Genomic DNA, 19,557 nt, shown 5'->3' with positions numbered 1-19,557 from the left:
TTGTTGCGAATGTGGTCGTTCAAATAGCGGCCCTTAGCGAACGCGGCCCAAACGCGGCAAAGGTTTCCGGCGGTACGCCCTCAAACTCGTACCGTTTGCCGCTGGCCGCGTCCCCTTCTCGAAAGTCTGCACGCGGCCATCGAAGCGCGACAACGAGAGGGCCGTTCGTGTTTGGCATGATATACCCGTAGTATGTCATTCGTGCCAATTGCAAGATGATATCCTAGTCAGCCAAATGCAGAGCCGAACAGAAAGGAGATCACCTTGTCCTCTGCCGTCACAGCCGCTCCTGCTGCTCCGAGCGAAATCGCACGCGAACCACACTTCTCAGCCGAATTTACCTTCGAAACGGACTGTGGGATGTTCATGATGCGCTGTCGCGCGAACCCGATTTCGTCCTCCTCGATGTCCGCAGCCCTTCGATGTTCGCCCAAGGTCATTTCCCCGGGCCATCAACTTGCCCCATGGCAAGATTGTCCGCTCAAAGCTGGAGCGCTGGTCCGACCAAATCGTATTCGTCACCTACTGCGCCGGCCCTCACTGCAACGGTGCCGCCCGGGGGGCGCTTCGCCTTGCGGAGCTCGGTCGCCCGGTGAAGATCATGGCTGGCGGCGTTACGGTTGGCTCGATGAAGGCTTCGAGTTGGCGAAAGATTCAGACACGTGACCATTGCGATCCGAGTTGCATCGCCAGGCGATGCCGCTCGGCTTCATGGACTGATTGTGGAGCTTGCTACGTTCGAACGGAGCGCCGAACCTTCTTCGAGACCCGGTCAAACTCCTCGTTGCCGAGCGCGATAAACAATTATTGGGCTATTCCGCCATTAGCCATCGATCAAAGGGCTCTAACTTCGGCGAGCCGTCTTGATTGCGTAATCGTTTTCCAACAAACAGCGGCTTCCCAAGCGGCTGACGCCTGAGCGGCAATGTCATGGGCGGCTTCTTCGAGACCAGCCGGATTGTTAGGGTCGCCATGAACAACACATGTCCTGCGCCCGACGAGCCGCGACCACGCTGCCCTACATCGGGCAACGCCGTCCGGCGGCATCGCGGCAAGGTCGATCCTGGTTCCCGTCTCGGCTTGCAGGAGGTCGATTGACGAACGCCAGCCTGGCGGTACGCGGAGTTCGTGAGAAAGCTTAGCGTCAGCGACATCGACATCGACATCGACATCGACATCGACATCGAAAATGCGATCATCGAGCGAAAGGTGCAAACGTCGCTCCGCTGACGCTTCGCACCGTCGTCCTGTCGCTCCCAACCGGCGGTCGGTGGACGCGTTGCCGCTGTTGCGCTTAGGTTGGTTGCGGTCCGCGCTCACTTGACAAGCCCAACCCCCGCATCCCCCCGCCTGGTGCAAAGCGTTTGATCGGTCCCGCCGTTCTGGCAGTGCGGCGGGTTGCGGTCCAGGTGGAACATCGGAGCGCGGGGAAGGCGCGGTGCACGCAGCACCCTTTTCTCATCCAACGTGTGGCGCGCTGAAGGGTCTCAACGTCGGTCTGCCGCCGGAGCTCAACTAGCACTACTTTGGCAGATTTTTAGTTCCGGGAGCGTTTCGAGGATTCCCAAGAGCGGTTTTGCGTGATTCATGAGAGGTCGGCTGTTGGAGGGGCCGGCCATGAACAGGGATTGGCAACTCGATCTGGAGCGGTGGCTTGAGCCGTTCGTCTCGGCGTTGAGGCACAAGACGCGTGCGCGGATGTGTCCGGCCTATATTGCTGGGCTGATTGGCCTTGGGGATCGCAAGAGCGTCCAACCGATGGCTGCGCGCGACGCAGGCGTCAACTATGACCAGCTGCACCACTTCATCGCGAGCGGCGTGTGGGATGCTGCGCCGCTGGAGAAGGTGCTGCTCGCGGAGGCCGACAGACAAGTTGGCGGGAACGATGCGTGGCTGATCGTGGACGACACCGCGCTCCCCAAGAAGGGGCGCCACTCGGTCGGCGTCGCGCCGCAATATGCCTCGGCACTTGGCAAGAACGCCAACTGCCAGACGCTGGTGTCGCTGACGCTGGCCTCTGGCGAAGTGCCGGTCATGGTGGGGCTGCGACTGTTTCTGCCCGAGAGCTGGACTTCCGATCCCGCCCGGCTCGACCGTGCCGGTGTGCCCGAGGACCATCGTGCCTACAGGACCAAGCCCGAAATCGCGCTGGCCGAGATCGACCGGGCTCGCGCAGCCGGCTTACGCTTTGGCTGCGTGCTCGCCGATGCCGGATATGGCTTGAGCGCCCCCTTCCGGCAGGCGCTCACCGAGCGCGGCCTTACCTGGGCCGTCGGTATCCCGTTCAAGCAGAAGGTCTATGCCGCCGACGTGGCGATGATCTTCCCCGTTGCCGGACACGGCCGCCCGCGCCGCCGGCATATCCCCGATGTGAAGTCGATGGCCGCGCAGGCGATGCTGGAAAAAGCCCAATGGCGGACGGTCAGTTGGCGGCGTGGCACCAAAGGCCGCCTCTCGGCCCGCTTCGCCGCTGTCCGTGTCCGGGTTGCAGATGGCCCACCCCAGCGCATCCGCGACATGGGCGCTCAGCATCTGCCTGGCGAGGAGGTCTGGGTGATCGGCGAGCACCGCTCGACCGGCGAGCGCAAATACTACCTCTCCAACTTGCCCGCCGACACCCCGCTCAAGCAGATCGCAGGCGCCATCAAGGCGCGCTGGGTCTGCGAACAGGCGCATCAGCAGCTCAAGGAGGAACTTGGCCTCGACCACTTCGAGGGGCGCTCATGGACGGGCCTGCACCGGCACGCGCTGATGACGATGATCGCCTACGCCTTCCTGCAATCTCGCCGCCTCAAACAAGCGGGAGGGGGAAAAAAGAATCCTCGGCCCGCCGCCCCAACCGAGCCTACCCGCCGTCAGGCAAGCCATCCTCACCGCGCTCGCGCAGCCGCCCCCAATCCGTCGTCCCCACTGCCGCAGAACCATCTCCGCTAAAAATCTGCCAAAGTAGTGCTAGGACGTAGACTCATTACCGCGTAGCCAAATACGGACGCAGACGAGTTTGAGGGCAGCGAGGTAGTTTTCTGCCAGCTTGTCATATCGAGTTGCGATGCGACGGAAGTGCTTGGCCTTGTTGAAGAAGCCTTCGACGAGGTTGCGTGCCTTGTAGAGGAAGGGGCTGAAGCACATCGGGTCCTTGCGGTTGGCCTTGGGCGGGATGTTGGCCCATGCCTTTCGCTCGGTGACGACAGTGCGCAAGGCATTGGCATCATAGCCCTTGTCTGCGAGCAGCATGGCACCCTCGGGCAAATCCGTGATCAAGTCCGCTGCGGAAGCGACGTCACTCATCTGACCTGCCGTAAGCATCAGCTTGATCGGCCTGCCTTTCGCGTCGACAAGAGCATGGATTTTGGTTGTCAGCCCGCCTCGGGATAGGCCGAGACAATGATCTCGATCCCCCTTTTTGCCGTCGCACCCTGCTGATGGACGCGAACAATGGAGGTGTCGATCATCTGCACCTCACCGTCATGGGCTTTGGTAATGTTGGCCATGAGGCGATCCCACACACCTGCTTTCCGCCATCGGACAAAGCGATTGTAGCAGGTTGTGCGTGGGCCGTATCGCTCAGGCAGATCGCGCTATGGCGCACCCGATCGCAGCACCCAGAAGATGCCGTTCAGCACCCGCCGATCATCGACGCGCGGCACCCCTCGCGGCTTATTGGGCAACAGTGGCTCGATCACGCGCCATTCGAACTCGGTCAGGTCATATCGGCTCATGCTGAACCTGAATCAGATTCCGCTCCAATTTGAAACCGCCAGTCGACAAACGATCCTTCTCGGACATACGAGGCAAGTTCAGATCCAGCGGAAGCCGACATTGAACTGCCTCTCCGTTTACACGTTTAACAAATGTTGCGAATGGAGGGAGTTGCGTGTTTGAAGGTTTCTCGCTGGAGCAGATCAAACTTCCGGAAGCGACGCTCAGAGTGCGGGTTGGTGGAGGGGGCCCACCACTTCTGATGTTGCACGGTCATCCTCGCACCCATGCCACTTGGCATCGCGTGGCGCCGATTTTGGCTGAGGAATACACCGTAGTTTGCCCTGATCTTCGCGGTTTCGGCCAGTCTTCCAAGCCCGTTGACATGCCTGACCATTCGGGCTCGTCTAAAAGGTCCAAGGCCCGCGATTGCTTAGCGCTTATGGACTATCTTGGCTTCGATCGCTTCGGACTTGTGGGTCACGATCGTGGGGCATTCACCGCTTTTCGGACAGCAATGGATCATCCGGCATCCGTCAGCCGCCTCGCAATCCTTGAAGCCATTCCGATCGGCGATGCGCTGGCACGATGTGACGCTCGGTTCGCATCGGCATGGTGGCATTGGTTCTTCTTCGCTCAGCCTGAAAAACCGGAGCAAGCTATCCTTGCCAATCCAGATGCATGGTACGGCGGTGATCCCGCGGAGATGGGCGCTGAGGCTTACGCTGATTTTCTCGCCTCGATCCACGATCCGGCGACGGTCCACGGCATGATCGAGGATTACAGGGCCGGGTTAGGCATAGACCGACAACATGACGAGGACGACCGAGCCGCAGGCCGAAAATTGGAATGTCCGCTGCTCGTGCTATGGTCAGCTTACGATGACCTGGAGGAGTTGCATGGCGACTTCATCGCCATATGGCGGGAATGGTCTTCAAATGTTCAAGGAAACAGCCTCAACTGCCACCACCACATGGCGGAGGAGGTGCCAGAGGCACTGGCTGCCGAATTAGGTGCATTCTTTCACGACGAATAGCTAATGTCGGCATCCACCGCGGCCTCTCCTGATGGCAGCCAGTCGGCTTCCCGCCATCCTCCGCATTTATGAATTCACGGCCTAGCTGGACTATTGCTCGACCGGAAGCGGCTCGTGCTGCGGCTCAGCGTGGTGGAACACCTGTCCAAGATCGCGCGCGTCGAAGGTTTGGCCGCAGACTGGGCAGTAGATAAAGTGCTTCGATTCGTCCTCTACCGGCCCGTCATGCGGCCTGCCCTTATAGCCTGTGGCGATGTTGTCGGTTCTAATCCGGGGCATCGACAAGTGCCTTCGGTCGTTTTGGCGGCCGATATTTCTCGCTTGTCACGGTCGACCGTGACTAGTGGCCCGAGGTCGATCGTCACGGTGTCCTCGTCGATGCGCGTGACCTCGCCTTTCAGGTCAATTTGCTGGCCTCGGTTCACCTTGGTGTGGTCGATGATGGAATGTGGGAACTCGTAACCTGGGATAGAGACGCTTACGCGGTCCTCTGTTATCCGCCTTCGAACCGTGGCAGTAATTGCCACTTGGTCACCAATGCCTATTCCCCGAGCCATGCCATGGATTCTGGTGCGGGCAGTGTCTTCTTCAAGAGGCTTCTAATATACGCCAGCCATCCTAAGGCTGACCTACGACCAGAGTTACAAAAGTTGAACTTCATCGGGGAACACTCCTTCTGTCTGCCTGTTCGATTTGCCAGGCGCATCCCGCGCATTCAGACAGGAGAAAGAAGATGAAACGCATCCTTTTGGCTTCGGCCGTGCTAGCGGTGTCGGCCGGGCTTTCCTTTGCCCAGACGACCAGTGGAACTTCGAGCGGAACCTCGACCAGCGGAACCTCGACCACGACAACCATGCCCAGCACGACCGATCAGGGCACCGGCACGACGAGCAGCGGGACCAACATGTCCGGCGATCAGGGCACCGACACGACCACCACCAGCGGCACCACAAATCCGAACTCGGCCAGAGACTGCGCGCCCGGCCAGCAGACTGGCAGCGCTCAGCAGGCTGCGCCAGGTCAGCAGGACACGACCGCCAACACCGCGGCGCCGGGCCAGGTGAAAAAGACCGACGAAGGTTGCTGATTGGCACATCGGCACAGGTTGGAATGACCAGCGTGTGGCTGGCCAGTCTCCCCCGACCACCGCGTGAACTCAACTCGGCTGGCGAGCAAGTTGCCGCCAGCCGAGCATCAGTCTAGGAACCTTTGCGCTTGCTTGTGCTTTCAGTGGGGCACGCCTCGCTTCTGTTTGCTTTCGGTCAGATAGATACGCGATCGCCTCTACTCTAGCGCTGAACAGACCTGATGGCGCGCTAATCCACAGACATTCGTCAAAAGCCCGCGTCTCTGGATTGAGGAGACGCGGGCCGGATCGGAGTCAGCCGATCGTGCAGCAATATCGTATGGAGGATGCACTGCGTGCACCGAACCTTGCCCGCGCCCCGGTGTTCCACCTGGAGCGCAAAAAATCCCGCCGCACACTGCCAGGGCGGCGGGACTGATCAAGCGCCTTTGCACCAGGCAGGGACTTCGGGGGTGGGCTTTGCGAGGTGCGCGCGGACCGAAAGCGAACTTAGGGCAACAGCGGCGACGCGTCCACCAACCGCCGGTTGGAGCGACAGGACGATTGAGACACCGGCAGGTAGGTCATCCCGGGTCGCTATGGGTCGCAACCAGATGGTAGCGGAAATTGTTGCGGATATGGTCGTTGAAATAGCGGCCCTTGGCGAATGCCGCCCGGAAAGCGGCAAAAGTTTCCGGCGGTACCCCCTCAAACTCGTACCGCTTACCGCTGGCCACGAACCAGACCGAGAGGATTCTTCTGTCGGGATCGTATTCCGTTTTGCGTATCGATATGGAGGGCATGACGGCGGCTCGATTCGAAAAGCAATCAACGAGCGGAGAGGCCGTCGCGTTCCTTGCGAACGTGATGGTGCGGTGAGGCACGAGGCTCAATGCGGAGCGCCAGCGGCCGCGATCAGTGCCTCCTCAAGAAACCGCTTCAGCTTCGCCGAGCACTGGGAGTTTCATCTGCTTGCCGTTCTTACTTGCCCGGGACGACAGACGGCGGTCGCGGTATGCCATGCGGGGCGCTTCAATTCGTCGCCGCGTGGGATGGCGAGGAAGCGGGCCAGTGCCAGTTGGACTTTGTAATGGAACGCGCAGCGGCGAGCAGGTGTGGTTGATCGGCGCGTCTCGCGTCCATGGCCCGTTTTCCTTGCGCCGATCTTCCGCCATCTTGGCCTTCACCCGCATTGCTGAGGAATCTTCGTGAGGTGAATTGAGATCCGCTACGTCGCTGATCCTCTGGGACTGTCAAGGGCCGTTCGGCGGGCTTTGCTCCGGAACAATGTCTTCTTCCGAAAGTTTTTCCTTAAGTAGCAAAGGAGATTCGAAATGTCAGAAAGCCGGGAATGGTTTGTCCAATGGCTTAGAGACGCTCATGCCATGGAAGAGCAGGCAGAGACGATGTTGAACGGGCAGTTGCGTCGTATCGAGAATTATCCCGAACTGAGCGACCGGATCCGACAGCACCTCGACGAAACCAAGCAGCAGGCCGCTCGGCTGAGGACTTGTCTCGATCAGATGGACGAGGGTTCATCCACGATGAAGGACGCTGGCGGCAAGCTGACGGCGATGGCGCAATCGCTGAGCGGTGTCTTCGCCGGAGACGAGGTGATGAAAGGATCGCTGGCGAGCTACACGTTCGAGCACATGGAAATCGCCTCCTACACGATCCTGATTGCCGCTGCTCGATCGCTCGGCGAAACCGAGGTTCTTCGGGCTTGCGAAGAAAACCTGCGAGAGGAAGTCGCGATGGCGGATTGGCTGAAAACCCATCTTGCCTCAACGACCGAGCAGTTCCTTGCGCGGGCCGAAGCGGACAGCGACAGCGCCAAGCGGTGATCGGTGGGAACGTAGCGATCGTGAAGTGAGGGATCGGCGCGGAAGCTGGTTAACACCGGCTCCGATGTCGACGAGCGAGCTCCGGCTTGGAACTGAATAGGAGCGGCGGCGGACGGCAACGATCGAGGGTGCCCATCGATCATTGCCGCCAAAGAGAACATAGCGAAAATTGCTTGTAGGCGTTGCCGTAGCATCAAAGCGCGCTCGATACCTGCTTCCGGCGTCGGCGTTCCTCGAATTTACCGGAACGACGTACCTGAAGGCGAAAGATCGATTTCCGCTCCACGCTCCGCGTTTATGGCCATCGCCAACCGAGAGGAAGTCCGCCGCTCCGCTAACACGTAGCTGGGCGGGACGCACCAAAGTCATCGCTGAAGGTCAACCCATTTTCTGCAGAATTTGACGCACCAAGGCCGATCCGAGGCCAACTGGGAGTGCATACCAGCTTGGAATTGAACCGCCGAAGTCGATTGCAAGCAACCAACCTGGTTGGCCGGGCATTAATTTAGCAAAGCGTCAATTAGGAAAGCATCGGGAGGAACACCATGCTGCACGTTAACATGCCTCGCGAATTTGAGGTCGGCGATGAGGTTGCGCTAGCAAGTATGGTCATCACGATTCTCCCCAGCGGGCGCGCCAGGGTGAGCATTCCTTCGTATGACCATCCTTATACGATTGATCCGCCGCCCAAAGTCCGGGCCGGCGACCGAGTGGTTCTTGTTGGGGACGTCACCCGCATCGATCGCGGAGCAAACAAACTCACTGTACGGATTGACTGCGGCGGGGTGATCACGGTCGACAAGTCGGCGATCACTCGGCTGAGAAAGCAGCGCCGGACTTCAGCGGGTTGACGCTCCGGCGATACAACGGCCGATGTCGGCATAGGATGCAAGCGCCTTTGAACAGCCCAAGGGCGCAGCGCGGTCCAGCCGGATATGGGGCGGACGAACGGATAAGCCGGAGTTCGACGGCTAGCAAGTCCGATGTGCGCCTATCGCGACCCCGCTTCACCTGCCGTCCAGCCGTTCGCGCATTCGCGATCGTCGCTCTCGGCAAACAGGCGGCGCGCCCGGCCAGGACGTCTCGCATGGGCGCGCTGTCGAAGGAGGCGCCCAGCAACATTTCGCGTGAAGGCCGCGGGCATCCGATCGATCGTAACCTTTCTCTGCGATGATCGCCTTGTCGCCGGCGATGGGCCTCCGGCTCTTACGCATTATGGAGATCACATATTGGTCCCGGCACCCACAAGGAAGCCCGGAACGGGCGAAGCACAATTGTCGGTAAGCGCTAGGCGACGACAATCAGCGGCCCCGCTAACAATCGTGGTTGCGCCTTTGGGCATCATGGTTCAGACCGCTGGCGGATTAGAACTCTGCTGGCTTTGCGATCGGCTCATCGCTGCCGACAATCGGTGACCTATATAAAGGGGCATGTCCACACGCCGAAAAATCAATGCAGCAGCGAAGCTGATTGGAGAGTGGCCTTTAACCCCGGCTGCAACGCTCGGATCGTCCGTCAGAGCGAGGGGTATTTTCCTTGAAATACGCGCCCGCCTTCCAACGGAGTTCAGGAAACTGCTCCACATCGAGTCCCGCGTGCTTACCCTGCGCCTGTCTGAGGGCACCGAGAATGATGTGCAGGTGGTATTCGGGATCGTATCCAATGCACTGCAGAATATCGAAGACCTGCCTGTAATCCCCCGTGAAATCGAGGACATTCTGACGATCTCGACGGCCGAACGGCACCGTTGGCTGAAAGATGGTCGCTTGCAGAGCGCCGGGACGAAAACGGTGAAACTCCGCGGGCGGGCAAGGAACATCACCTTTCACGTGTTCGACCCGCAGCACGTGGAGGATGTGCTTGACCGCGACTTGGTTACGGTCTGGCGCGAACAGGACGCAGCGACAGCTGCAGAGAATAGGCGGCGAGCCGCGGGGAAGGCCGCTTTGAAACGTGCTCAAAGAAGCGGTCGCGGAACTGCAGCTTCCGCTGGCTATGGCCCCGATGAGAACTCGCACTCCAGTTTGCGCGGCTGGGAAGATTTTGAGAATGACGGGTTCCTGCGATGATAGGCCGGGCGCACAAGCAGGTTAGGACGTTTGCCTGCGCCGTGCGAGATGCGCAAGGAGGGCCGCCAAACGCATCGCGTTCAGGACCCGCTTCGCAGGGACACCGCCCTTGCGCGCCATCTCGACACCCCAATGCATGTGGTCGAGCTCGCGGATTGAATGAGCGTCCGGATTGATGCTGAAGATGCAGCCCTGATCGAGTGCCGTTTGATGCCAGCGCCAGTCGAGGTCGAGTCGCCACGGATGTGCGTTGATTTCGACAGCGACGCCGTGTTTCGCACACGCTTTGAGGACTTTGTCGACGTCGAGATCATAACCGGGCCGGCGCAACAGCTGGCGACCGGTCATGTGCCCGATGATTGTCGTCCGAGGATTTCCGATCGCCTCAATGATACGCTCCGTCTGTTCCTTCTTGGGCAACTTGAAGCGGCTGTGCACGCTCGCGACGACGAAATCGAACTGCTCCAGGATATCATTCGGGTAATCGAGCGAGCCATCCGCCAGGATGTCCGCCTCGATGCCCTTCAGTATGCGGAATTTTCCATTGTATGCCTTGTTCAGCCGGTCAGCTTCGCGGTGCTGTTCAGCAATCCCCTGCAACGAAAGGCCGCCTGCGTAGTGAGCGGACTGCGAATGATCGGCGACACCATAGTATTCGAAACCGCGCTTGCGCGTGGCTTCAGCCATTGCCTCAAGCGTTTCGGTGCCATCGGATGCGGTCGTGTGAGAATGCAGGATGCCATGCAGATCTTCATCCCGAATGAGGGCGGGTAGCTTCTGCTTTGCCGCTCGCTCGATCTCGCCCTTGCCTTCGCGCAATTCAGGCTCGATAAACTGCAATTCTAGCGCTTGGTAGATTTCTTCTTCTGTCGCTGACGCGATCAACTTTCTCCCGCGATGAAGCCCGTTGGCGTTTAGGGTGAATCCCTTGTCGGCCGCGAACGTCTTCAGTTGCTCAAGGTGGCCTGCCGAACCGGTTGCTTCGAGCAGGCTCGCGCCAAAGTGCTTCCTGTCCGTGAAAACAAGTCTGAGGGTCGTATCCTCGATTCCAGTCGACTTTCTGCCTTGCGCTACCAGAACGAAGTCGGAAACGAGCTCGCAACCGCGCCGGAAGTCACCTGCAATTTCGACGCGCGAAAGCTCTGGATGCTCTTGCTTCACCGATAGAACCGCATGTTCGAGAAGAGCGGCGGCCTTGTGCAGGTGAAGTTGCGTTTCGCCGCTTCGCACGATGGCCAGGTTCTGCAGGAGCTTTGTCTGAAGCGCGGCGCCGAGGCCTTTGACTGGGCGTATGCGGTCTTCTCTTGCTGCGGCCTCGAGCTCCGCCAGCGAGTTTACCCCGAGCGCCTGATGAAGCTTCAGTATCTTGTCGGGACGAAGCCCGGGTATGGCAAACAGCTCCATCACGCCCGCTGGAACATCCTCGCGCAGCTTCTCAAGGCGTGGGTGCGTGCCGGTTTGGTAGAGCTTGGTCACGATGTCTGCGATCGCGTCACCGATCCCCGGGATCTTGGTGAGGGCGCCGGCGGCGATGATCCGATCAAGCGGCTGCGACAGCGCCGTCAGACTGTCTGCCGCGCGCAAGTATGCCTTTGTGCGATAGGGATTGTCGCCGCGCATAGACGCCCGTTGCGCGTATTCCCTCAGAAGACTGGCGGCGGTCCTCGGATCGATTTTTGCCATGGCTTCAGCCAAACGAGGCCGATCTCCGCAGGTTCCAATCAGGCAAGGCCATGAGCGCCGCGTTGCCCTTTGAATCCCGGCTTTACTGCCTCTTCCCGCGTCGGACGCTACAGATTGGGCAAGGATTGGTCAGCGCGACCCCATCCTGCCAGAGCTTTGGAGGCCGCGCGTTTCCTTAATTCAGGAGCATCGCCCACGTGGAAATGAGAGGGCGCATCTATTGTCTTCATCTCCGCCCACGTGATCGGTGCGGCGACAGGAGCGCCCGGACGTGATCTTGCGCTGTAGGGCATGATCGCGGTCGCCCCGCGCTGATTGCGTAGATAGTCCACAAAGATGCGACCCTTGCGGCGCGCCTTTGACAACACGGCCGTGAAATGGGCCGGATCGCTCCGGGCGACCGCCTGCGCCAGGCGAGACGCGAAGTCCTTCACCTCTGGCCACTCGGCGTCAGGGGTGAGCGGCGCGATGACGTGCACTCCTTTGCCTCCCGTTAGCATCGGGAAATTCGTAAGTCCCAACGATTTAAGGATAGCGCGGAACTGAAAGGCAGCGGCGCGGACGGCCTCAAAATCGAGGCCTTCATCGGGGTCGAGGTCGAACACGAGGCGGTCGGCTTTTTCGACATCCTCGATCCGAGCCCCCCATCCATGTAGCTCGATCGTTCCCATCTGGACGCAAGTCATCAGTCCGTCGGCATCGTCGACATAGAGATATGGTTCCTCGTGCCCGTCCTTCTCCATGATGCCGACGTGGTGAACTTTGTCACCAAAGCTGCCGGCGTCGTGTTTTTGGAAGAAGCACTTCTTCGCGCGGCCCTGTGGGCATCGAACCAGACTGATCGGCCGCCTGCCAACCCAAGGAAGCATGATCGCCGCGACCGCTGCGTAATGGTCGGCGAGCTGTCCCTTGGTGATGTTGGATTCCGGATAGATGATGCGGTTACTGTTACTTATCGTGATGGCGGTTGTCGCAGACGCTCCGAGATCGGCTGCATGACGTTCCCTCTCAAGCACGACCGCCTCCGGCTTCTTGTCTTCGCGGAGACCAAGATAGCTCGGATGTCGTAACGTCCCTTCATTTGTCATTTCGGTGAAAGCAATCTCAGCGACCAGTTTAGGACGCAGCCAGTGTGCGCCGCGCACTTCGGCGCGTGGTGCGTCGACGGTCGCGGCCTTCTGCTCAAGCGGCGCCATGATCTTCAAGAGACGAAGAAGTTCAGCGGTATCGAAGCCGGTGCCGACTTTCCCGGCGTAACGCAGCTTGCCGCCGACATGAACGCCAAGGATCAAGGACCGAAACGCGCGCACCTTGTCGGACGGCGTCCAGCCGACAATCACAAATTCCTGCCGCCTGATGCATTTGATCTTCAGCCAGCTTGCGCCGCGGGCCGCCACATAACTCGAATCCGCGAGCTTTGAGATCACGCCCTCAAGGCCGGCAGCGCAGAACCGATCGAGCAGCTCTTCTCCGCGGCCGAGGATATGGTCGGAGTAACGAAGGACCGGATTTTTCGCAGGCAAGATCGCCTCCAGCTTCGCCTTGCGCTCAAGAAGAGAAAGCCTTGTCAGATCTTCGCCGTCGAGCTGCAGCAGATCGAACGCATAAAAGTCGATAGTCGCCGGGGCACCCTTCAATGCATTCTGAAGCGCCTGGAAGTTAGATCTTCCTTCCGCATCGACAACCACGGCCTCGCCGTCAATCAGGGCGGAGCGCACCTTGAGCTTGCGAGCCTCGGAGAGGATCGAGGAAAAACGGCTAGACCAGTCCAGACCAGATCGTGTGTAGGCTCGCGCCTCGCCACCGCCGACGGCAACGAGAATACGATAGCCGTCGTATTTCATCTCATGGATCCAACGATCGCCGGCAGGGACCGTGTCCACGAGCGTTGCGAGCTGGACCGGCCGGAAAGCGGGCGGCGCTAAAGTGACCTCGTCACGAGCGGGCGACTTCGCTTGACTAGCGCTCGATCCATTGATTGCCTTACGCGACGTTGGCTTAACCACTCTGACCTAAACCATACTCAGAGACGAAACAGCGTTATCCGCCATCCAACGCGCGACTACTTCTTTAGTTTCGCTGCCGGCCGTGTTGAGCTTTTCGCGATCATTACCGACCCGCTTGATTAGCGCCTCGGCCTGAGGCCGTGCTTCCTGCCTCCGGCCCTTCCATTCCCGATTTTCGTGCACAGCTCACAGGCAATAATCAAGAGCAGGAACGTGCCCTCAAATGCCGCCACAGCGTATCCGCTTTCTGCCATCGGCTTTAGAAGCCCGACATTCCGGTTCCGGTCCCCTAGGTCGTGCGAACACTTGTCTGATCGATAGGACGATCCGCAGGCGTCAAAGCGGCAACAACGCGTCGGGCTTCACATCACCGATCGATGCGAAGCTATGCGTTTCCCTGACACCAGGAAGCGGCAGAATGACCCGCTGCAGGAATTCCTGAAACGTCGCCATGTCAGCTATTCGTGCTTGACCAGGTAGTCGAAACCACCAATCACCATATGGCATTCGATGATTTCGGGTGCCGTCGCAACAGCCTCCGCAAAGCGGTCGAAGACGTGTGGCGCGGTGTGATCGAGCCTTACCTCGACAAAGACGAGGGTGCCGCGTCCTGTCTTCGAGGGTTCGATCACAGCCCGGACGGCGCGGATAAAGCCTTCGCTGAAAAGGCGCTTGATGCGCTATGATGCGCCGGTCGGTGACAGCCCAACGCGTTCGGCGAGGTCAAGTACGGCTCGCCGACCATCTTCTTTCAAAAGCTTGAGCAGCATCCGGTCGACACGGTCCAGATCGTTCATTTTGGATTCACACTTTGTCTTGGCAAAATGCGCGATAATCACGCAAAGAAATCGAAATTATCATATTTGATCACGCCAGTTTGCCGCAATACGTTTGGAACACATCAACTGTAATGAAGGCAAGCAACATCATGGACAGCCAACAACCCGCCTCGAACATTGATGCAAAAGGGGAGATCAAGATTCTCTCCTGAGCGAAGCGGAGATCAAAAGATGTATCGACCTGCGTAAGCTGCTCGACGCGCTAGCGGTCGGGTTCAAAGCGCTTTCCGACGGTCGTGTCGTCAATCCAGCGCGGCCACAACCCGATATTCCGAATGCAGGCTATTCGCTGGCGATGCCGACCTGGATGAAGGGCATGCATTTGACCGTAAAACTAGTCAATGTGTTCGAAGGCAATATCGGCCGGGGCATCCCAAGTCACCTCGCAACAATACATCTCTTCGATCCAGAAACAGGAATGCCTGTTTGCATCATGGATGGCACCTACATTACGGCCATACCCACGTCTGGCTCGGCCGTTCTCTCGGTGCGAGAGCTCGCCAGGCGTGATGCCAAGGTCGCGACCGTCGTCGGCGCCGGCGTGCAAGCCAGCCAGCACCTTCACCTGTTGCCGCTCGTTCGAGATTTCCAGGAAAATCCGAGTTTTCTCGAAGGATTTTGCCGATGCGCAGGCGCTGGCTTCACATCATTCAAATATCACTGCCGTCGAGGACCTCGAGGCCGCGGTACGCTCTTCAGATGTTGTGTGTCTCGCGACGCACTCCTACGTGCCCGTGATATCTGCACAATGGGTGCAACCGGGAACGCACGTGTCCTCGGTTGGTGTCGCGCCGCCCGGCGGCGAACTTCCGATCGATTTGATCGCTCGCGGCAACCTCTTCGTTGAGACGCAGGCTTCCTTCTCGCCAACACCCGTGGGTTGCTGCGAGCTTGCAAATATTGATCCCGAGGCAGGCACCGAACTTGGGGCGATGCTGCTGGGTCAGCGACCAGGTCGGACGTCAGATCAGCAGATCACGATCTACAAGGCGATGGGCGTCGCCATGGAAGATATGGTGGCAGCCGACCTCGCTACCGCGAGGCCAAACGCCTGGGTGCGGGCCGAGCTATCTCGCTCTAGATCATGGGGACTCTTATCTGAGCCACAGGACGATTGCTGCGAGAGTGACGACGGCCAGACAGGACTTGGTCAGCATTAGACAGCCTAGCGGGTCCCTCCCAACATAGCCATGGGCACCGGCCTGCTACTCACGGAGCACCCCCTCCTCCTTGGCAGCAGCCTCGAAACCCTGACGCACTCCGGAGTCACACGGTCCTGAAAGGCGTCGGCGCACAGTTGCACAGCCTTCCTCCACTTAGGTCCCATCTTGGTCCACTTCATGAGTTCCTCGGCGGCACTCTCGACATTGTTGCACCCGTAAGTGATCCCAGGTCGGTCAGTCTAGACGTACACCGGAGGGGAGAACCAATGGGTTGCCATGACACCTCCTCCTACGGAGAAAGATACATCTTGGCCTCCTTAGCGGCAGCCTCAAAAGCCTTTCGTATCACCTGGGGGTCAATCGGATCGCCCTCCAGAGCTGACAGGCAGAGGGCCACCGACTTGTGCCAGCGAGGTCCTCTCCGGGTCCACGTCTTGAGCTGTTCAAGGGCTGCCCTCGCATTGTTGCAGCCATGCCTGACACCGGTTTCAGTCTTCACGAACACCGGAGGGACGAACCAGATGGACGCCATGATACCTCCTACTCAGGGGAGAGATACACGTTGGCCTCCTTGGCAGCCGCCTCAAAGGCTTCACGGACCTCTTGGGGGGAGGCTCTGCCCTCGAACGCATCGACGCAGGATTGGACCGCCTCGGTCCACCTCGGGCCCTTTGTGTCCCACGCCATGAGTTCCTCGGCGGCTCCCTCGACGTGGCTGACCCCATTGCGAATGCCCGGACGTTTCGTCTTCACGTAGACCGGGGGAGCGAACCAGAGGGGACCCATAAGGGGAACTTAGAGCGGCAAGAGCCCGCTGACCAACCCCGCTTTAGCCGCAGCTAAGGGAACGATGTAGGCCCTCGCGGGTTTAGAGGTTGCAGTGGTCCTTCTCGGATGTGCAGCCGCTGTGGCGGGGTCCGTCGCCTCTCCCTCACCGGCGGCGGGCTCCTTTCGCGAAGGCGGTTTTGGTCAGAGACACCTAGAACCTTATACCCATCCAATTCAGCTATGTCATTGGGGGGAGTAATGTCCCCTCCTCTTTTGCAGCAGCCAGGAATGCCTTGCGGGCCTCCTCAGGTTCCATCTCGTCGAAAATCACGGCCATGCAAACGCGCACCGCGAGGTCCCAGCAAGGGCCACGCTTGGTCCACTTCATCAGCTCCTCGCCGGCTGTCTCGGCGTTGTTGACGTTGTGGATGATCCCGGGACGCTCGGTCTTGACCGGGACCGGAGGGTTGAACCAGTGGAGAGCCATACGTCACTCTTTGTCGGCCCGATCAAGTTCCTCCAGCAAATACTTTTGCTCAGCCGGCAGCTTCCGTTCTACAGGCAGATCTAGCATCCTGCGAAGGTAATTGCGGATTACCTCTGACTATTGAAAACGGCGCAAGAGGGTGCGCCTCCGTTGCGATGCCACAGACTGAAGTTGGCTGACAGCTACTCGCGACCGTCGAAAGCCACGCAGAGGCCCATGGCAGTTGCTGCCTCGACGATCGCCTCGGTTAGTTCTTCGTCGGAGGCCACCAAATAAGGCACAGTCTCCCGAGCTTCGCGTAGTGCCGCTTTGATCGAGACCGTGTCGCGACGGTCCGCCCTGTTGAGGAGTACAGTGATTGCCTGTTCTAGAAGCGGACCGACCCTTCGCGCGACGCTCATCCAGCCCTCCCCAGGGACACGCCGAAAGAGTACTCTACTCGCTACCTGAGCGGCATCAAGACCATGTACGAATTGTACAATTGGTACGGTGCTGGGCCGCAACAGTGAGCAATTTCTGGCTAGAGTTCTGATACATTGGCTCGCGCGAAGCCCCCTAGAGCGCGCCTCGATTCGCCTTTCGTCCCCCGGTGCTTTCGGTCCTGCCGTAGATTGGAGGGTTGAACCAGTGGAGAGCCATGAGGGCTATTCGCGAACGTCGAACGCGACGAACATGCCGAAGGCTGGAGCAATATCGACAATAAGCTCCACCAACTCGCACTCACTTTCCACCAGATGTGGCCCGTCTCGTCGCACCGCGGCGATAGTCTCTTTGACGGAGATGATGATGATTTGGCCGCGCCGAGCTTGTAAAATCAGCTCTTCAACAAGCTCATTGGCAGTCACTTTGATGGGTCGGCAGTTCATCCGAACGTTCATCCGAGGCCTCCACCTCAGCGATAACCCACGGGGACATTCATGATCCTTTGTCGGGAAACATCAAGAAGAATGTTTGGTAGAAATTTCTGAGCCGGAATCAGAGAAACAAGCACGGAGCGAGCGAGCCTCTGTACTCTTTCGCTTTGACGCTCAGCCGGCCCGCTAAGGACCTTCTTCCGTCGACCCCTGTTTTGCCTGGTCAATAGCCGCAAGTAATGACTGTAACGTTGGCGGCAGTTCTGGTTCGACCTCCAGATTTAAGAACGTTTGTACGTGATGACGATAGCCTTCGGAACGGATCAGTTTCCGAAACGCTTTGGAGACAGACTGATGGTCTGCTTTGTTGCTGGTTGTCATGTACGGGAAGTCCGTCCCAATGAGCCGCAACTCGCTCGCGACGAATGGGTTCCATCAGGTGGTCGGAATATTTGGTAGAAATTTTTGAGCGGGAGATCGGATAACTGGCTCGCGCGAAGACGCCCGTGCCCCTTCGTTTGCCGCAGCATTAATCCTCGCTCTTTGAACTGAGGATTCGTGTCGATCTAGCGTCGGTGTTGTACATCGTGAATGGTGGAATGCTTCTGTCAATGTTTGCTCACGCTGTGATGCCGACAGGGCAGGCTCTTGCGGCAGGGTGCCGCAAGGTCGCGACGAATGAAACGCCGGCCCAGTTCAACCCGCGCGACGTCCTTCAAAGCTGGGGGGATCGATCTTCATCAAGCGGTCTGCGGCCTCGACCGCAGTTCGTATCCTGCTGCACAGCGCGAGATTTTCGGCCAGCATTTCTTCAGTGCGTTGAAGCGCGAACTCGGTCCGGTGGATGCGCTGCCTGGCATTGGCAACTTCCGATGTCAAAAGATCGGCCGCCATCCCGTGGCCGTGGGGTTCCAGAGTGTCCATCGGTTTCTAATACATGGGGGGCGATATCGTTCCCTCATGTCGGGCGAAACGGCGGGCCGCAGAAAGGCGCGATGGGCCGAATGACCGATGCGCTCCCTGTCAAAACAGCGTCAGCAGGCGAACGGCTTCGGTCCGCTCTACATCCCACGGGCAGAGGCGATCACGGTCCATAGGGCCATTGATCTGTTCAGGTACGACTATAACGTAAGCGAAGACACACTCAGGCGGCTGGTGATCAAGCACCGTCTTCACAACCAGACAATGCCCGGTGCTCCGTGGAGAATAAGCGCTCCCGGTTTGGCTATGGCGCTCGCCGGCGATGATGACGCGGTTGAGGCAGGACGATCGCGAGCACGATCGTTTGAGCCGGCTCCTTCAGTATCCGCGGGGCACGCATGCCTTCGGTCGCAATTTATGGCGACAGCGGCATGGGTAAAAGCCATGATCATGAAGAAGTTCAGGGACGAACACCCGCCAAGCTTCAATCCGGCGACCGGCACTTTGATAACACCGGTTCTCGCCATGGAGATGACCAGCCGGCCCGAGAACGGCGGTTCTACGCCGAACTGCTTACCCTGCTCGGAGTACCGCAACGGCGGCGCGCCGACATTGCCCAAATGGAGCAAGCCGCACTGCGGATCATGGAGGCGATTGGCGTGCAGGTCCTGGTCATCGACGAGGTGGACAATATCCTCGCCGGATCCTACCACGAGCAGCGGATCGTGCTGAACACGCTAAGCTTTCTCAGTGACCGTCTGCAGATCTCGCCCGTCTGCTTCGGCGTCAACGAGGCGCGCGAGGCGATCAGCGGCGACGTCCAGCTGGCGCGCCGGTTCGAGCAGTTCACCTTGAGCCGATGGGCAGCAAACGAACAGTTCGAAAACCTCGTAGCAGCTTCAGATTACTCTGCGTTAGCGTTCGCCAAGGTATCGACGGCAGGCGCAAGGAGCTTTGCCAGCTTCGCCAGCGTCGACCGGGAACAGTTGGTCGCCTCCCTCCACGATGGTGTTCCACCGCGATCAGACTGTGCTCGCTCCTCGCCCCGAGGACGGACCGTGATCTGCGATTGCAGCAGACGCTGGAGCCGGGACGGAAAAGCCCGCCGCCCGAACTGCGCGG

At 59.3% G+C, this 19,557-nt stretch carries 17 protein-coding genes and 6 pseudogenes; 9 read left to right on the top strand and 14 right to left on the bottom strand.

The features are described from left to right. Window positions 1–264: 264 nt before the first annotated feature. Window positions 265–666, top strand: a pseudogene (locus NKI22_RS29300) (rhodanese-like domain-containing protein). A gap of 168 nt (window positions 667–834) precedes the next feature. Here the strand turns inward: NKI22_RS29300 and NKI22_RS29295 are convergent. Then, window positions 835–1,113: pseudogene (locus NKI22_RS29295) on the bottom strand (aminoglycoside phosphotransferase); the annotation flags it as partial. A gap of 467 nt (window positions 1,114–1,580) precedes the next feature. Here NKI22_RS29295 and NKI22_RS29290 point away from each other — a divergent pair. After that, window positions 1,581–2,934 (top strand): annotated as a pseudogene (locus tag NKI22_RS29290) (IS701 family transposase). Window positions 2,935–2,952: 18 nt separating this feature from the next. Here the strand turns inward: NKI22_RS29290 and NKI22_RS29285 are convergent. Next, window positions 2,953–3,719 (bottom strand): annotated as a pseudogene (locus tag NKI22_RS29285) (IS5 family transposase). A 155-nt stretch (window positions 3,720–3,874) separates the two neighbouring features. On the opposite strand from NKI22_RS29285, the gene NKI22_RS29280 reads away from it, so the two are divergent. After that, on the top strand, window positions 3,875–4,735 hold the full coding sequence (locus NKI22_RS29280; RefSeq protein WP_352816081.1) for an alpha/beta fold hydrolase: 861 nt from the start codon (window positions 3,875–3,877) through the stop codon (window positions 4,733–4,735). 90 nt (window positions 4,736–4,825) lie between these two features. On the opposite strand, the gene NKI22_RS29275 is transcribed toward NKI22_RS29280, so the two are convergent. Beyond that, window positions 4,826–5,014 (bottom strand): hypothetical protein, encoded by a 189-nt coding sequence (locus NKI22_RS29275; protein ID WP_023718729.1) that lies wholly within the window; start codon window positions 5,012–5,014, stop codon window positions 4,826–4,828. Window positions 5,015–5,468: 454 nt separating this feature from the next. Here NKI22_RS29275 and NKI22_RS29270 point away from each other — a divergent pair, with 454 nt between their 5' ends. After that, window positions 5,469–5,822, top strand: coding sequence for a hypothetical protein (locus tag NKI22_RS29270; protein WP_352456137.1), 354 nt, complete (start codon window positions 5,469–5,471; stop codon window positions 5,820–5,822). Window positions 5,823–6,385: 563 nt separating this feature from the next. Here the strand turns inward: NKI22_RS29270 and NKI22_RS29265 are convergent. After that, window positions 6,386–6,604, bottom strand: coding sequence for a KTSC domain-containing protein (locus tag NKI22_RS29265; protein ID WP_352816083.1), 219 nt, complete (start codon window positions 6,602–6,604; stop codon window positions 6,386–6,388). Between the two features lie 531 nt (window positions 6,605–7,135). Between NKI22_RS29265 and NKI22_RS29260 the strand changes: the two genes are divergently transcribed. The 3 genes from NKI22_RS29260 to NKI22_RS29250 all read left to right on the top strand — a co-directional run bounded on the left by NKI22_RS29260 (window position 7,136) and on the right by NKI22_RS29250 (window position 9,714). Then, window positions 7,136–7,645, top strand: a complete 510-nt coding sequence (locus NKI22_RS29260) for a ferritin-like domain-containing protein (RefSeq protein ID WP_352641893.1) — start codon at window positions 7,136–7,138, stop codon at window positions 7,643–7,645. Between the two features lie 545 nt (window positions 7,646–8,190). Further along, window positions 8,191–8,496 carry a hypothetical protein gene (locus tag NKI22_RS29255; RefSeq protein ID WP_352816085.1) on the top strand — a complete coding sequence of 102 codons (306 nt, stop codon included), beginning with the start codon at window positions 8,191–8,193 and terminating at the stop codon, window positions 8,494–8,496. Window positions 8,497–9,075: 579 nt separating this feature from the next. Next, window positions 9,076–9,714: a hypothetical protein gene (locus tag NKI22_RS29250; protein WP_352816087.1), complete on the top strand. Its 639-nt coding sequence runs from the start codon at window positions 9,076–9,078 to the stop codon at window positions 9,712–9,714. Window positions 9,715–9,735: 21 nt separating this feature from the next. Here the strand turns inward: NKI22_RS29250 and NKI22_RS29245 are convergent, their stop codons facing one another. The 3 genes and pseudogenes from NKI22_RS29245 to NKI22_RS29235 all read right to left on the bottom strand — a co-directional run bounded on the left by NKI22_RS29245 (window position 9,736) and on the right by NKI22_RS29235 (window position 14,200). Further along, window positions 9,736–11,397, bottom strand: a complete 1,662-nt coding sequence (locus NKI22_RS29245; protein WP_352816233.1) for a DNA polymerase/3'-5' exonuclease PolX — start codon at window positions 11,395–11,397, stop codon at window positions 9,736–9,738. Window positions 11,398–11,504: 107 nt separating this feature from the next. Continuing rightward, on the bottom strand, window positions 11,505–13,403 hold the full coding sequence (ligD, locus tag NKI22_RS29240) for a DNA ligase D (RefSeq protein WP_352816089.1): 1,899 nt from the start codon (window positions 13,401–13,403) through the stop codon (window positions 11,505–11,507). Window positions 13,404–13,739: 336 nt separating this feature from the next. Beyond that, window positions 13,740–14,200 (bottom strand): annotated as a pseudogene (locus NKI22_RS29235) (Lrp/AsnC family transcriptional regulator). Window positions 14,201–14,390: 190 nt separating this feature from the next. Between NKI22_RS29235 and NKI22_RS29230 the strand changes: the two are divergent. Next, window positions 14,391–15,402 (top strand): annotated as a pseudogene (locus tag NKI22_RS29230) (ornithine cyclodeaminase family protein). 292 nt (window positions 15,403–15,694) lie between these two features. Here the strand turns inward: NKI22_RS29230 and NKI22_RS29225 are convergent. The 7 genes from NKI22_RS29225 to NKI22_RS29195 all read right to left on the bottom strand — a co-directional run bounded on the left by NKI22_RS29225 (window position 15,695) and on the right by NKI22_RS29195 (window position 18,438). Further along, complete coding sequence (locus NKI22_RS29225; RefSeq protein ID WP_352792131.1) at window positions 15,695–15,937, bottom strand: DUF982 domain-containing protein; 243 nt, start codon at window positions 15,935–15,937, stop codon at window positions 15,695–15,697. An 8-nt stretch (window positions 15,938–15,945) separates the two neighbouring features. Beyond that, window positions 15,946–16,191, bottom strand: coding sequence for a DUF982 domain-containing protein (locus NKI22_RS29220; RefSeq protein WP_352816091.1), 246 nt, complete (start codon window positions 16,189–16,191; stop codon window positions 15,946–15,948). 220 nt (window positions 16,192–16,411) lie between these two features. Then, entirely contained in the window at window positions 16,412–16,660 is a 249-nt protein-coding gene (locus tag NKI22_RS29215; RefSeq protein WP_352816092.1) for a DUF982 domain-containing protein, read from the bottom strand. A gap of 182 nt (window positions 16,661–16,842) precedes the next feature. Beyond that, window positions 16,843–17,061 (bottom strand): hypothetical protein, encoded by a 219-nt coding sequence (locus tag NKI22_RS29210; protein ID WP_352816094.1) that lies wholly within the window; start codon window positions 17,059–17,061, stop codon window positions 16,843–16,845. A gap of 243 nt (window positions 17,062–17,304) precedes the next feature. Beyond that, a complete protein-coding gene (locus tag NKI22_RS29205; RefSeq protein WP_352791420.1) occupies window positions 17,305–17,538 on the bottom strand; it encodes a hypothetical protein in 234 nt (77 codons plus the stop codon). Window positions 17,539–17,700: 162 nt separating this feature from the next. Continuing rightward, the gene (locus NKI22_RS29200) at window positions 17,701–17,895 is read right to left on the bottom strand and encodes a hypothetical protein (protein ID WP_352595304.1); all 195 of its coding nucleotides are present in this window, start codon (window positions 17,893–17,895) and stop codon (window positions 17,701–17,703) included. Between the two features lie 315 nt (window positions 17,896–18,210). Beyond that, on the bottom strand, window positions 18,211–18,438 hold the full coding sequence (locus NKI22_RS29195; protein ID WP_352816096.1) for a hypothetical protein: 228 nt from the start codon (window positions 18,436–18,438) through the stop codon (window positions 18,211–18,213). A 395-nt stretch (window positions 18,439–18,833) separates the two neighbouring features. On the opposite strand from NKI22_RS29195, the gene NKI22_RS29190 reads away from it, so the two are divergent. Beyond that, window positions 18,834–19,557 (top strand): TniB family NTP-binding protein (locus tag NKI22_RS29190; RefSeq protein ID WP_352939818.1); only part of this gene is annotated, 724 nt, incomplete at its 3' end.

It is taken from the genome of Mesorhizobium sp. M0778 (genome assembly GCF_040320105.1).
In the GTDB taxonomy this organism is placed as follows: Bacteria; Pseudomonadota; Alphaproteobacteria; order Rhizobiales; family Rhizobiaceae; genus Mesorhizobium.
Note: the sequence above shows the minus strand (reverse complement) of the source record. Positions and strands in the feature narration are given on the sequence as shown.

Bases quoted from the DNA above. Each gene is read 5' to 3' on its own strand.
- NKI22_RS29275 (WP_023718729.1), bottom strand. From the start codon at position 5,014: ATGCCCCGGATTAGAACCGACAACATCGCCACAGGCTATAAGGGCAGG.
- NKI22_RS29270 (WP_352456137.1), top strand. From the start codon at position 5,469: ATGAAACGCATCCTTTTGGCTTCGGCCGTGCTAGCGGTGTCGGCCGGG.
- NKI22_RS29265 (WP_352816083.1), bottom strand. From the start codon at position 6,604: ATGCCCTCCATATCGATACGCAAAACGGAATACGATCCCGACAGAAGA.
- NKI22_RS29260 (WP_352641893.1), top strand. From the start codon at position 7,136: ATGTCAGAAAGCCGGGAATGGTTTGTCCAATGGCTTAGAGACGCTCAT.
- NKI22_RS29255 (WP_352816085.1), top strand. From the start codon at position 8,191: ATGCTGCACGTTAACATGCCTCGCGAATTTGAGGTCGGCGATGAGGTT.
- NKI22_RS29250 (WP_352816087.1), top strand. From the start codon at position 9,076: ATGTCCACACGCCGAAAAATCAATGCAGCAGCGAAGCTGATTGGAGAG.
- NKI22_RS29245 (WP_352816233.1), bottom strand. From the start codon at position 11,397: ATGGCAAAAATCGATCCGAGGACCGCCGCCAGTCTTCTGAGGGAATAC.
- NKI22_RS29225 (WP_352792131.1), bottom strand. From the start codon at position 15,937: ATGGCGTCCATCTGGTTCGTCCCTCCGGTGTTCGTGAAGACTGAAACC.
- NKI22_RS29220 (WP_352816091.1), bottom strand. From the start codon at position 16,191: ATGGGTCCCCTCTGGTTCGCTCCCCCGGTCTACGTGAAGACGAAACGT.
- NKI22_RS29215 (WP_352816092.1), bottom strand. From the start codon at position 16,660: ATGGCTCTCCACTGGTTCAACCCTCCGGTCCCGGTCAAGACCGAGCGT.
- NKI22_RS29210 (WP_352816094.1), bottom strand. From the start codon at position 17,061: ATGAGCGTCGCGCGAAGGGTCGGTCCGCTTCTAGAACAGGCAATCACT.
- NKI22_RS29205 (WP_352791420.1), bottom strand. From the start codon at position 17,538: ATGAACGTTCGGATGAACTGCCGACCCATCAAAGTGACTGCCAATGAG.
- NKI22_RS29200 (WP_352595304.1), bottom strand. From the start codon at position 17,895: ATGACAACCAGCAACAAAGCAGACCATCAGTCTGTCTCCAAAGCGTTT.
- NKI22_RS29195 (WP_352816096.1), bottom strand. From the start codon at position 18,438: ATGGACACTCTGGAACCCCACGGCCACGGGATGGCGGCCGATCTTTTG.